Origin of the sequence: Providencia sp. 2023EL-00965, assembly GCF_033550225.1 — a bacterium.
Classification (GTDB): domain Bacteria; phylum Pseudomonadota; class Gammaproteobacteria; order Enterobacterales; family Enterobacteriaceae; genus Providencia; species Providencia manganoxydans.
Window position 1 is genome coordinate 51,772 of sequence record NZ_JAWUEH010000005.1, and the last position, 12,594, is coordinate 64,365.

Here is a 12,594-nt window from a genome sequence, read left to right on the forward strand (position 1 = left end):
ATGTCACAAGCAATAGAAACAGATCGTCGTCCTATCAAGATATCCCCCTATTTATGGGTACTATTGCCATTATTAGTACTCGCTACGCTGTTCTTTTACCCATTGTTGTTGATTGCAGAACAAGCGTTACAAAATGAGTCTGGGCAATGGGGTTTAACCACGTTTTGGGAAGTGGTTGAATCACGTCGCTTTATCAATGGCTTAAGCAATACACTGTACATTGCCGTTTTTGCAACACTGGGTTGTTTGATCATTGGTAGTATTCTCTCTGTGATATTGGTTTTTATCCCTTTTACGGGCAGCCGATTTATCACACAAGTAATTGATACGTTTATTGCACTACCCACCTTTTTGATCACCCTCGCCTTTACCTTTATCTATGGCTCCGCTGGGTTACTAAATGGCACACTCATTGCGTTATTTGATTTTGAACTCCCCCCCGTTGATTTTCTTTACTCCGTTAATGGCGTCATTTTGGCTGAAATTACCGTTTTCACTCCGTTAATTATGCGACCACTGATGGCGGCTCTGCGTCAAATCGATAAAAGCCAACTCGAAGCCGCTAGCGTACTTGGTGCACATCCTGCTCGTGTGATCCGCCAAATCATTTTTCCCGCTGCATTACCTGCTTTGCTTGCTGGGGGAAGCCTATGTTTACTGCTCACCACCAATGAATTCGGCATTGTGCTATTTATTGGCGCCAAAGGGGTCAATACATTGCCGATGATGGTCTATAGCAAGGCCATTCTTGAATCGAATTACCCCGTTGCCTGCATGATAGCGTTAATTAATATTTTACTGTCACTCGGTTTATTCTCTTTATATCGAATGGCTGCGGGTCGCATCAATACGAGGAAATCATCATGCTAATATGGTCATCAAAAGGCCGTGTCATTGCCGCGACAATCGCTATCTGCTTATTTAGCGTGATTTTTTTGCTGCCACTCGTCATCATCCTGATGTCCAGTTTTAGCCAGCAATGGAATGGAATATTACCTTCAGGGTTTACTTTTATTCACTTCGTTAATGCCTTTCGAGGCCCTGCGTGGGATGCCATTTTATCTAGTCTGGTAATTGGCTTTAGCGCCAGCCTATTTGCTTTAATCTGTGGATTATGTGCCGCTTTAGCGCTACGCCGTCATTCTCCCAAAATACAAAAATACTTAAGTATTGCCTTCTATTTACCCAGTGCGATCCCTTCCGTCTCGATCGGGCTAGGCATATTGGTTGCTTTCAGCCAAGGCTATTTGCAGATGAACGGTACATTTTGGATTATTTTCTCTGCACATTTCGTGCTGATAAGCGCATTTACCTTTAGTAATGTATCAACAGGTCTAGCGCGTATCTCTCCTGATATCGAAAATGTTGCTTTTAGCTTAGGTGCATCGCCTTGGTATCGCTTATGCCATGTCACATTGCCATTATTAATGCCATGGATGATATCTGCATTAGCATTGAGCCTATCATTATCTTTAGGGGAGCTAGGCGCAACCATGATGCTTTATCCTCCAGGATGGGCAACACTGCCAGTTTCTATTTTTAGCTTAACCGACCGAGGAAATATTGCTGATGGCTCAGCACTAACGGTTGTTTTAGTCGGAATGACATTGCTGCTGATGATCCAATTGGAACGTATCGCCAAACGACTAAGCAGCCGATAAATATCTCACTGATTTCTCTCTTTTTACGCAGAATTGTATGAGAGTCGATAGCGCGAAATAACAAAAAAATTTTATTTTTTCTGCATGCAAACGCTTGCGTCGTGAAAAGACACGCGTATAATGCGCCACAATTTGTCAGGAGAAAACATGAACGCTGTCGCTCTATTTGTTACAGAGAACACCTCCACTACACTGCCATCTGGCGGTCTGGAGAGCCTGTTTTTCCCCTCCGTATTTGATAGAAAGCCCCTCATTGAGGGGCTTTTTTTTGGCCTTTTACCTAAAACATCTTGCTGACACAGGAGAACAACGATGCCGAACCCTTTATACCATCGCGACATAATTTCAATTAATGATTTAGATCGCACCGACCTTGAGCTAGTACTCAAAGTGGCTGCTTCTCTAAAACAGCAACAACAGCCTGAATTTCTGAAACATAAAGTTATCGCAAGTTGTTTCTTTGAAGCATCAACCCGTACACGCCTCTCCTTTGAGACTGCAATTCATCGCTTAGGTGCCTCGGTCGTCGGCTTTTCGGATAGCACTAATACATCCTTAGGTAAAAAAGGCGAAACCCTCGCAGATACTATTTCGGTTATCAGCCAATATGTAGATGCAATTGTGATGCGCCACCCACAAGAAGGTGCCGCACGTCTTGCCAGTCAATTTGCAGGTCATATCCCTGTCATCAATGCGGGCGATGGCTCCAACCAACACCCAACGCAAACGTTGTTGGATCTGTTTACCATTCAAGAAACACAAGGCCGTTTAGAAAATCTGCAAGTTGCGATGGTCGGTGACCTAAAATATGGCAGAACTGTCCACTCGCTAACGCAGGCACTGTCTAAGTTTGAAGGAAATCACTTTTACTTTATCGCACCAGATGCGTTATCCATGCCAGTGCATATTCTGCATCTACTGGAAGAGAAAGGCTCTACCTATAGCCTACATAATAATATTGATGAAGTAATGCCTGAGCTCGATATTCTCTATATGACACGGGTACAAAAAGAGCGTTTAGACCCTTCTGAATATGCCAATGTGAAGGCACAATTTGTGTTGCGAGCGGCTGATTTACACGTTGCAAAGCCAAACCTGAAGGTACTACACCCACTACCACGTATCGATGAAATCACCGTCGATGTTGATAGCACACCTTACGCCTACTATTTTCAACAAGCAGGTAATGGTATTTATGCACGACAAGCCTTGCTATCACTGGTGTTAAATAAAGAACTGGCAATCTGAGGAGAAATCAATCATGACACACGATCATAAACTACAAGTAGAAGCTATCAGCTGCGGTACTGTCATCGACCACATTCCTGCTCAAATTGGTTTCAAATTACTGAGCTTATTTAAGCTCACACTTACCGATGAGCGCATCACTATTGGGTTAAATTTACCGTCGAATAACTTGGGTAAAAAAGACTTAATCAAAATCGAAAATACGTTTTTAACCCCAGAACAAGCAAACCAACTGGCAATGTACGCCCCAGAAGCGACAGTGAATCGTATTGAAGATTACCAAGTGGTTGAGAAACTTGAATTAAGATTACCCGAACATATCGATAATGTACTCGTCTGCCCAAACAGTAATTGCATTAGCCACAATGAGCCTGTTTCAAGTGGCTTTAAAGTGAAAAAAGTTGGCAAAGAAGTCGCACTAACCTGTAAATTCTGTGAGAAAGAGTTTGATAGAGACGCCGTGATCAATAATCAATAAACAATATCAGCGTAGACTGCGGTTTTGTATGAGCTTTGTATGTCAGCGACAAAGCTTTTATACTGTCCCTTATATAATGCTAATTTTACCTGATTAAACGGAGTAGTTATGTCATACGAAATCAGTACAGAAAATGCACCAGCGGCTATCGGTCCTTACGTTCAAGGCGTTGATTTAGGTAGTATGGTGATCACCTCTGGTCAGATCCCTGTAAACCCAAAAACGGGTGAAGTTCCTGAAGATATCGCGGCACAAACTCGCCAGTCACTGGCAAATGTAGCGGCAATCTTAGAAAAAGCAGGTTTAACGGCGGCGAATATCGTGAAAACCACAGTATTCGTGAAAGACTTAAATGACTTCGCGACAGTAAATGCAACTTATGAAGAATTCTTCAAGCAGCATAATGCCCCATTCCCAGCGCGTTCTTGCGTTGAGGTAGCTCGCTTACCAAAAGATGTAAAAATCGAAATCGAAGCGATCGCGGTTCGTAAATAGTACTTATATTATAAAGAGGGAAATATATCGCTTTTCCCTCTTTATATAATCAATTCTTAATTAATACGCCCCGCAATAAGCTAAATTCACACTTCACGTGTTTTACAATGATGAGCAACCTTAATTTCTTACTTACAACATATTTATTAAAGCATATTGTTATTTTGTTAGCATTCCTGCATAGTTGAGCCGGCTCCCTACCATTCATTGATCTAAAATATAAATTTAAGTTAAGGAGGTTATCATGCATAACAAAAAACTAAATATATTCACCACCTATTCTATTCATTTATAATTTAGAGAAGATGTACTTCTCTAAATAGGAGAAGTTAATGGTAACGCTCGTTAAGCTAGATAAAAACAACTGGGAAGATTGCGCCGATTTACAAGTTTCAGAAACACAATCCCAATTTATTGCATCCAACTTATATTCAATTGCTGAAGTTCAATTTTTACCTAATTTCACGGTTAAAGGGATCCAGCATGAAGAGGTACTCATTGGATTAGTCATGTATGGCATTGATCCTGATGATGGAAACTATTGGATTTATCGTTTCATGATAGATAAAAATTATCAACGCTTAGGCTATGGGCGGCAGGCAATGGCCTTAATAATTGATGAGATCAAATTATCAAATCAAGATAAAATTCCAACCATAATGATTGGGTATCATACTAATAATCTTGAAGCACACCTCTTCTATCAAAGTGTTGGTTTCGAATTTCAAGGTTTAGCAGATTGGGGAGAATATTTAGCAAAATTTGACCTGTTAAAATAATACGCTGTTATTCCTGATAAGGTATGAGGCTGTTGCCAAGTAGAATACACACGGCAACAGCTATTATCTCTTTTAAAATAAACGAAAAATTAATTAATTTTCTATTCAGCATGATTATCATCATCAAATACCCTCCTCGATACCCAACATCTCTTCATTGCTCTCAATAACTTTTTTTATTTTCGTTCCTCTGCTTTTGATATTCATACAATTTATTTTTTTCCTTGTTTTGGATCAAAATAAGAGTAGCTAAAAAAAAGCAATAACCTATATATTGTGCTTTAATTACACCAAGACACTACATATAGTATTTATTCACAGTTTTATCCACAATATCCTAATCAGTGCCACGATCCCCTATTTCGTGCCATTTAAGCTTGTGGATAACTCAATAAGGAGCATTACAGTGAAAACGGTTGTAATTAAACGTGACGGTTGTCAGGTGAATTTTGACCTCCAGAGAATTCAGGAAGCCATAAAACGTGCGGCGGCGGCGGTGAATATTCAGGATGATGACTACTCTCTTCAAGTTGCAACAACTGTCACAGAGTTACTTGGCAACCGTGAAAAAGTCGATATCGCCCTGATCCAAGATGCTGTTGAAAACCAACTCATGTCTGGCCCCTATAAGAACCTAGCTCGTGCATATATCGAATACCGCCATGACCGAGATAATGAACGCGAAAAACGTAGCCAACTGACCCATGATATTCGCGGTCTGATTGAACAAAGCAATGTTTCATTACTCAATGAAAATGCAAACAAAGACAGCAAAGTGATCCCTACCCAACGTGATTTGCTCGCAGGCATTGTCGCAAAGCATTACGCTAAACAACATATTTTGCCACGTGATGTGGTTATTGCTCACGAACGCGGTGAAATTCATTATCACGATCTCGATTATGCGCCATTTTTCCCCATGTTTAACTGTATGCTGATTGATCTTGAAGGCATGTTAACTAATGGGTTTAAAATGGGTAATGCCGAAATAGAACCCCCTAAATCAATTTCCACTGCCACCGCAGTGACAGCCCAAATTATCGCTCAAGTAGCTAGCCATATTTATGGTGGCACCACCATCAACCGCATTGATGAAATCCTTGCTCCTTATGTCCACATCAGCTATGAAAAACATCTAAAAACAGCGATCAATTGGGGCATTGAAGATGCGAAAGGCTATGCTGATAGCCAAACCGAAAAAGAATGTTACGATGCCTTCCAATCCCTTGAATACGAAGTGAACACACTGCATACCGCCAATGGTCAAACCCCCTTCGTAACCTTTGGGTTTGGTTTAGGCACATCGCAAGAAGCACGCTTGATCCAACAATCCATTCTAAAAAACCGTATCGCTGGGTTAGGTAAAAATCGTAAAACTGCCGTTTTCCCTAAATTAGTGTTTGCTATTAAAAAAGGCCTTAATCACCAATATGGTGATCCTAACTATGATATCAAACAGTTAGCATTAGAGTGTGCGAGCAAACGCATGTATCCCGACATCTTAAACTATGACAAAGTTGTCGATGTAACAGGCTCGTTTAAAACACCAATGGGCTGCCGCAGCTTCTTAGGTATCTACGAAGAAAATGGCCAACAAATTCATGATGGTCGTAATAATTTAGGTGTCATTAGCCTTAACCTGCCGCGTATTGCCATTGAAGCGCAAGGCAATGAAGACGCGTTTTGGCAACGACTCGAAGAACGTCTGGCGATCGCCAAAAAAGCCTTGATGACACGCATTGCACGCCTAGAAAATGTCAAAGCACGCGTTGCACCTATCCTATATATGGAAGGCGCCTGCGGAGTACGACTCAAAGCAGATGATAGTGTGGCGGAGATCTTTAAAAATGGTCGCGCATCCATTTCATTAGGCTATATTGGCTTACATGAAACAATCAATGCACTATTTGGTACACAACAGCATGTGTACGACAACCCATTATTAAGAGAAAAAGCCATCGCGATTGTAGATCGCCTACGCCAAGCGACCGATGAATGGAAAGCAGAAACAGGCTATGGTTTTAGCCTTTATAGCACCCCAAGTGAAAACTTGTGTGATCGTTTCTGTCGCCTTGATACTGCTGAGTTTGGGGTTATCGAAGGTGTTACGGAAAAAGGTTACTACACCAACAGTTTCCACCTTGATGTTGAAAAACGCGTTAACCCATACGATAAGATTGATTTTGAACAGCCATACCCTGCTCTCGCAAATGGCGGTTTTATTTGCTACGGCGAGTATCCAAACTTACAGCACAACTTGAAAGCACTTGAAGACGTTTGGGACTACAGCTATGAGCATGTACCTTATTATGGAACCAACACGCCTATTGATGAATGTTATGAATGTGGATTTACCGGTGAATTTAACTGTACCAGTAAAGGTTTTGTGTGCCCACGTTGTGGTAACCATGACACCAACCGCGTCTCCGTGATCCGCAGAGTGTGTGGTTATCTAGGTAGCCCAGATGCTCGACCATTTAACGCGGGTAAACAAGAAGAAGTCAAACGACGCATTAAACATTTAGGCAATGGCCAGCTGGGTTAATGCGATGAATTACCATCAATACTACCCAGTTGATGTGGTGAATGGCCCAGGAACACGCTGTACACTGTTTGTTTCTGGTTGCATCCACCAATGCAAAGGTTGCTACAACCAAAGTACATGGCGAATTGATTCAGGTCTTCCCTTCACACAAGTAATGGAAGACCAAATCATCCAAGATCTGCAAGATCAACGTATCCGTCGGCAAGGGTTATCCCTTTCCGGCGGGGATCCACTACACCCCGCAAACCTGCCTGCCATTTTGAAATTAGTACAACGTGTAAAAACGGTGTGCCCTGATAAAGATATTTGGCTATGGACGGGTTATCTATTTGCAGATCTCACCCTCGAACAGCAGAAAGTGGTGAGTTTCATCAACGTATTAGTGGATGGGAAATTTGTTCAAGAATTGCATGATCCCGCTTTGCTTTGGCGAGGAAGCAGTAATCAAGTGATCCACCGGCTACGCTAACTATCACGCTGCCAATACAATTTGCTACCAAAGCCTAATTGATTATTCACCATTTTGACTTCTTGCAAATCTAATCGCCATACAGGCAACTTTGCTGTTAACGCCACAGGGAAGCGGCGACAGTAGAAATCACGGGCGGTTTGCTGTGCCGCTTCGACAATAGCAACCACCTCACCAATAAATTGGATCCCTTGGATTTGACTAACGACTTTCGTTTGTGCGGAGACTGTGCCAGCAACACGGCTGTTTTGAAGCATTAATTGACCATGACGCGAGTTCGCATCAGTCATAAAAAACAGGCTCATCTGATTAGCATCAAATGCATAATAGCAACTGGCAGGCCAGATATCATTATCTTGATAAGTAAATAGTGAAAAGACGTGTTGGCGAGAAAAATAACGCTGGATATGTTGTAAGGATTGTTGGGTATTCATCGCAAAAACCTAAGTTAGCCGTTCAGAACACGCTCTTTATACACTATTTCATGTCATCGAGCGTGCTTAAGCTGTTCTGAACGTTTAGAAATGGGTAATTTGCTAACCACTATAACCTATATGGTTCATATCGTCACAGTATGACGAATACTACTATTTATAGATTGCAGCAACACCATTCATTGAGTTTTCACCACCAGCAGAAATTACGCGGAATGAACTTGCACCAGCTTCATCAGCTTTTTTGGCCAATTGTGCGGTCAGATCATTTACACTTACAGCGCCTGTTACTGAAACATAACCTGCGGCTGGTTGGCTAGAATGTTGAACTTCTTCAGCAGCCATTGTTCCAAATGAAATAGCACTTAAAGCTAAAGTTGCAGCAACTAATGTTGATTTTTTCATAATGTTTTCCTCATTGAGATTCAGTTTTTATCAGGGGATTTTACTGTCCCCCTGTGATATGGATCATATTATGCACTTTAATTGATAATGAAAATTAGCTAATTTTGCTGTTGTCATTCAAATTATTTGATCTAGATAGATGGTATTGATGACAAATTCATGAACACTGCGTGTCATTTTTTGTTTATAATTTAGTATGTTACATTTATCTTTATTCGATAACTTTTCACATTTTGGCATCTTTTTTCTCCTTTGATTTCAGCACAGAAAGATAAAAATAGGGCAACAAAAGCAAATGAATACGCAAAAAATTTGGCACATCTACCTAATTAGAGAGAAAAATAACAGGTTATATTGTGGGATCACCACGGATGTCCAACGCCGTTTTACACAACATCAAGAAGGAAAAGGTGCAAAAGCACTGAAAGGTAAATTACCACTGACTTTAGTGTTTAATGGTGCGGTGGGAGATCGCTCGACAGCATCTAAATTGGAATTTCAGATCAAAAAACTCAGCAAACAGGCAAAAGAAAGGCTGGTACTCGACCAGCCTAGTGATATCGTTGACTACTTATTCATTCAAACAGCATCAAAGTGCGCAGAGTAAGTCACTCTCCCTTGGTGATCACTCAATGTGCCATTCTCTAATCCACAAATCATAAAATGCTCTTGTAACTCAGGCCATGGACAAACAACATTATGCTTAGAAGCAGGTTCGAAGCCAAAACGACGATAATACTGGCTATCTCCTAATACCACGACGGCACCATAACCGAACTCATTCAGGCTATCTAACCCTTCGTAGATCAACTGCCCACCGATACCTTGCCTCTGAAATTCTTTTCTCACCGCCAGAGGCGCTAGACCAACCCATTGGACATCTTCATCATTGACGTCAACAGGGGTGAATCCTACATAGCCAATAACTTCGCCATCATCATTTGTTGCAACAACACCAAGGGTTAATAGGCCGTCTTCACGTAGTTTTTGCACTAAATTAGCTTCTGCCTCAGTTGGGAATGCCTCACGCAGCAGCTTATCAATACCCATGGCATCAACGGGGATCTCAACACGAATTAGCATGAAACAACCACAGAGCTTTTAGACTCAGTGTCCTCATCTTGTTGGGCAGCTTTGATAAAGTCCGCCAGTTGTAATAATGCAAAACGTAGTGGCGCCGGCATATTTTCTAGCTCAAACGCATCCATTAGGTTTTTGACGTATAAACCTAGCTCCGTATCACCTTCAATCACCAATCGACGTTGGAAAAACAACGTATCAGGATCTTCTTTACGTGCCGCAATCAGGATCAGATCATTCGCCGCTGCACACACATGCACATCGGCTTGCTCATCAGAGCGCACCACCAATATGCCATTTTGTAGACTAATGAACCAAACTAAGTTAAGGTCACTGACTTCAACTTTCAGCCATTTCCCCTCAAGAAAATCCAACTCTCCTTCTTTGACCGACTCACGAAACTGCCAGCTAAGCAGCTGTTCTAACACTTGACGCTGTATGGCGAATGGGGTCACTTTTAAAGGCAGCTTCAGTAATGAAGGACCTTTTGAAATAAGTTGAGAACGAATTTTTCCTAACATAGTACGACTCCCTTATCATTTTTGCCTATCTGCTAACAGTTACGCACTTCTATAAAGCAACCAACAGAAATCAATAGCGGTATACCTGATTATATGCAGACCATATAAACTCTAAATAATTCGAGATGCAACTAGGCGATAAATAAATGCGCTGCAAGAAACATACATCAATGTGACTCGCGCGAGTCAACCAAACCAACAACGCTGCAACTTGAAATATGATATGTATATTGACAGAAAATAGATTTATTCATTTGATCCTATATCAAGATTTACACATACGACCAGTATTAATTTGTGAAAATCACCAATTCACCATCACAACCACACCGCAATCCGCACAAAATATCAACAATTACTGTTGAAAATAACCACAAATTTATAATGGTTTAATCCCTCATTCACTGCCTTAAATCAAAATGTAGACCTGATGAGTTGACTACAATGCTAAATTGTCGAATTTCTACTCTGGAACAATTCTCATGGAATTACTCTGCCCAGCTGGCAACTTACCCGCCCTCAAAGCAGCTGTAGATAATGGTGCTGATGCTGTCTACATCGGCCTAAAAAATGATACTAATGCACGCCACTTCGCAGGGCTTAACTTTACTGAAAAAAAACTTCATGAAGCCGAACGCTACATTCACAGCCGTAAACGTAAACTTCATATTGCGATCAACACCTTTGCTCATCCTAATGGCTTTCAGCGCTGGAAAGATTCTGTTGATCTCGCTGCATCACTCGGTGCTGATGCGCTGATCCTCGCCGATCTGGCCATGTTGGAATATGCAGCAAACAAATACCCACATATAGAGCGCCACGTTTCAGTACAAGCTTCGGCCACTAATACAGAGGCGATCCGTTTCTATGCACGCAACTTTGAAGTGCATAGAGTTGTATTACCTCGTGTGTTATCCATTCACCAAGTCAAACAATTAGCAAAAAGTAGCCCTGTCCCTTTAGAGGTTTTTGCCTTTGGTAGCCTATGCATTATGGCAGAAGGACGCTGCTATCTGTCATCTTACCTTACGGGCGAATCACCCAATACGGTTGGAGCTTGCTCACCAGCCCGCTTTGTTCGTTGGCAACGAACCCCACGCGGGATGGAATCACGCCTTAATGAAGTGCTAATCGACAACTATCAAGGCAATGAAAATGCGGGCTATCCTACACTCTGTAAAGGCCGTTATTTAGTCGATGGCCATAAGTACCATGTGCTTGAAGAGCCCACAAGCCTCAATACTATTGAGCTATTACCTGACCTAATGGCTGCTAATATTGCCTCAGTGAAAATTGAAGGTCGCCAAAGAAGTCCTGCTTATGTCACTGAAGTAACACGTATTTGGCGGCAGGCCATCGATAAATACAATGCTAATCCAACCGCATTTATGGCAGAGCCTCAATGGCTAAAAACACTCGGGGATCTTTCTGAAGGCAGCCAAACTACGCTGGGTGCCTATCACCGTGAATGGCAATAAAAGGAGTCAAATATGCAGTATTCATTAGGATCAGTGCTGTATTACTGGCCCAAACACAAACTTTACGAATTTTATCAATTAGCCGCCCAAAGTGATGCAGATATTATCTATCTAGGTGAAACCGTTTGTAGTAAACGGCGTGCGATGAAGCCCGCAGATTGGATTGATCTTGCAAAACAGCTCTCCGCAAGTGGTAAACAAATTATTTTAAGTACATTAGCGCTATTACAAGCACCTTCTGAACTTAAAGAGATCAGCAAATTAGTTGATAACGGTGATTTTCTCGTTGAAGCACATGATTTTGGTGTCGTTAACATGCTAGCTGAACGCAAACTGCCTTTTATTGCTGGTCATGGACTGAATTGCTATAACGCCCAAGCACTGAATATCTTATTACGCCAAGGTATGATGCGTTGGTGTATGCCTGTCGAGCTATCTAGAGATTGGCTCATTAATTTGCTAAATCAATGTGATGAATTAAAAATCCGCAATAAGTTTGAAGTTGAAGTGATGAGCTATGGGCGCCTTCCACTGGCTTATTCGGCTCGCTGTTTCACCGCACGTTCAGAAAACAGGGCTAAAGATGATTGTGAGACTTGTTGTATTCATTACCCACAAGGCCGCAAGGTGTTATCTCAAGAGCAACAGCAAGTTTTCACCCTCAATGGCCTGCAAACACAAAGTGGTTATTGCTACAATTTAGGTAATGAGCAAACGTCAATGAACGATTTAGTGGATATTGTGCGTATTTCCCCTGACAGTATCGATTCACTGGCAGTACTGACTCAATTTAAAGCCAATCAAACAGGGAAAGCCCCTCTCCCTATTGATGATAAAGATTGTAATGGTTACTGGCGACAAGTTGCAGGGTTAGAGATGGTGGATTAGAGGTATTATTTTATAGGGTGTGAGTGCCGTATTCACACCCTATAAAAATACAGACATCGATTTCAATCCAATTATTTTACAATATCTATTTATATAAGAACTTAATTCACTCA

Annotated in this window: 15 protein-coding genes; 11 read left to right on the plus strand and 4 right to left on the minus strand. The window is 41.5% G+C overall.

Annotated features, from left to right (window positions below):
• The 8 genes from phnU (at window position 1) to nrdG (ending at window position 7,675) form a co-directional block, all read left to right on the plus strand.
• Window positions 1-870, plus strand: coding sequence for a 2-aminoethylphosphonate ABC transporter permease subunit (gene phnU, locus SC428_RS08425; RefSeq protein WP_318707036.1), 870 nt, complete (start codon window positions 1-3; stop codon window positions 868-870).
• Window positions 864-1,661 carry a 2-aminoethylphosphonate ABC transport system, membrane component PhnV gene (gene phnV, locus SC428_RS08430; RefSeq protein WP_140185952.1) on the plus strand — a complete coding sequence of 266 codons (798 nt, stop codon included), beginning with the start codon at window positions 864-866 and terminating at the stop codon, window positions 1,659-1,661. The genes phnU and phnV overlap by 7 nt, the downstream gene beginning before the upstream one ends.
• A gap of 312 nt (window positions 1,662-1,973) precedes the next feature.
• Complete coding sequence (gene pyrB, locus SC428_RS08435) at window positions 1,974-2,909, plus strand: aspartate carbamoyltransferase (protein WP_070925549.1); 936 nt, start codon at window positions 1,974-1,976, stop codon at window positions 2,907-2,909.
• Between the two features lie 13 nt (window positions 2,910-2,922).
• The gene (gene pyrI, locus SC428_RS08440; protein ID WP_070925550.1) at window positions 2,923-3,387 is read left to right on the plus strand and encodes an aspartate carbamoyltransferase regulatory subunit; all 465 of its coding nucleotides are present in this window, start codon (window positions 2,923-2,925) and stop codon (window positions 3,385-3,387) included.
• 108 nt (window positions 3,388-3,495) lie between these two features.
• A complete protein-coding gene (ridA, locus tag SC428_RS08445; protein ID WP_070925551.1) occupies window positions 3,496-3,882 on the plus strand; it encodes a 2-iminobutanoate/2-iminopropanoate deaminase in 387 nt (128 codons plus the stop codon).
• 332 nt (window positions 3,883-4,214) lie between these two features.
• Window positions 4,215-4,661 carry a GNAT family N-acetyltransferase gene (locus SC428_RS08450; protein ID WP_140185954.1) on the plus strand — a complete coding sequence of 149 codons (447 nt, stop codon included), beginning with the start codon at window positions 4,215-4,217 and terminating at the stop codon, window positions 4,659-4,661.
• A 406-nt stretch (window positions 4,662-5,067) separates the two neighbouring features.
• Window positions 5,068-7,206: an anaerobic ribonucleoside-triphosphate reductase gene (gene nrdD / locus SC428_RS08455; RefSeq protein ID WP_318707042.1), complete on the plus strand. Its 2,139-nt coding sequence runs from the start codon at window positions 5,068-5,070 to the stop codon at window positions 7,204-7,206.
• A 4-nt stretch (window positions 7,207-7,210) separates the two neighbouring features.
• On the plus strand, window positions 7,211-7,675 hold the full coding sequence (gene nrdG / locus SC428_RS08460; protein ID WP_070925671.1) for an anaerobic ribonucleoside-triphosphate reductase-activating protein: 465 nt from the start codon (window positions 7,211-7,213) through the stop codon (window positions 7,673-7,675).
• Here the strand turns inward: nrdG and SC428_RS08465 are convergent.
• Window positions 7,672-8,109 (minus strand): YhbP family protein, encoded by a 438-nt coding sequence (locus tag SC428_RS08465; RefSeq protein ID WP_070925554.1) that lies wholly within the window; start codon window positions 8,107-8,109, stop codon window positions 7,672-7,674. The genes nrdG and SC428_RS08465 overlap by 4 nt on opposite strands.
• A gap of 153 nt (window positions 8,110-8,262) precedes the next feature.
• Window positions 8,263-8,514, minus strand: coding sequence for a DUF1471 domain-containing protein (locus tag SC428_RS08470; RefSeq protein ID WP_070925555.1), 252 nt, complete (start codon window positions 8,512-8,514; stop codon window positions 8,263-8,265).
• A 295-nt stretch (window positions 8,515-8,809) separates the two neighbouring features.
• Here SC428_RS08470 and SC428_RS08475 point away from each other — a divergent pair, with 295 nt between their 5' ends.
• Window positions 8,810-9,121, plus strand: a complete 312-nt coding sequence (locus SC428_RS08475; protein WP_070925556.1) for a GIY-YIG nuclease family protein — start codon at window positions 8,810-8,812, stop codon at window positions 9,119-9,121.
• Here SC428_RS08475 and SC428_RS08480 read toward each other — a convergent pair.
• Window positions 9,094-9,597, minus strand: a complete 504-nt coding sequence (locus SC428_RS08480; RefSeq protein ID WP_070925557.1) for a GNAT family N-acetyltransferase — start codon at window positions 9,595-9,597, stop codon at window positions 9,094-9,096. The genes SC428_RS08475 and SC428_RS08480 overlap by 28 nt on opposite strands.
• Window positions 9,591-10,115: a ubiquinone anaerobic biosynthesis accessory factor UbiT gene (ubiT, locus tag SC428_RS08485; protein WP_070925558.1), complete on the minus strand. Its 525-nt coding sequence runs from the start codon at window positions 10,113-10,115 to the stop codon at window positions 9,591-9,593. Before ubiT ends, SC428_RS08480 begins: the two co-directional genes overlap by 7 nt.
• A gap of 482 nt (window positions 10,116-10,597) precedes the next feature.
• On the opposite strand from ubiT, the gene ubiU reads away from it, so the two are divergent.
• Together ubiU and SC428_RS08495 are read left to right on the plus strand one after the other, a co-directional pair.
• Window positions 10,598-11,593 (plus strand): ubiquinone anaerobic biosynthesis protein UbiU, encoded by a 996-nt coding sequence (gene ubiU / locus SC428_RS08490; protein WP_318707051.1) that lies wholly within the window; start codon window positions 10,598-10,600, stop codon window positions 11,591-11,593.
• Between the two features lie 12 nt (window positions 11,594-11,605).
• Window positions 11,606-12,481: a U32 family peptidase gene (locus SC428_RS08495; RefSeq protein ID WP_318707053.1), complete on the plus strand. Its 876-nt coding sequence runs from the start codon at window positions 11,606-11,608 to the stop codon at window positions 12,479-12,481.
• The last annotated feature ends 113 nt before the right edge of the window (window positions 12,482-12,594 follow it).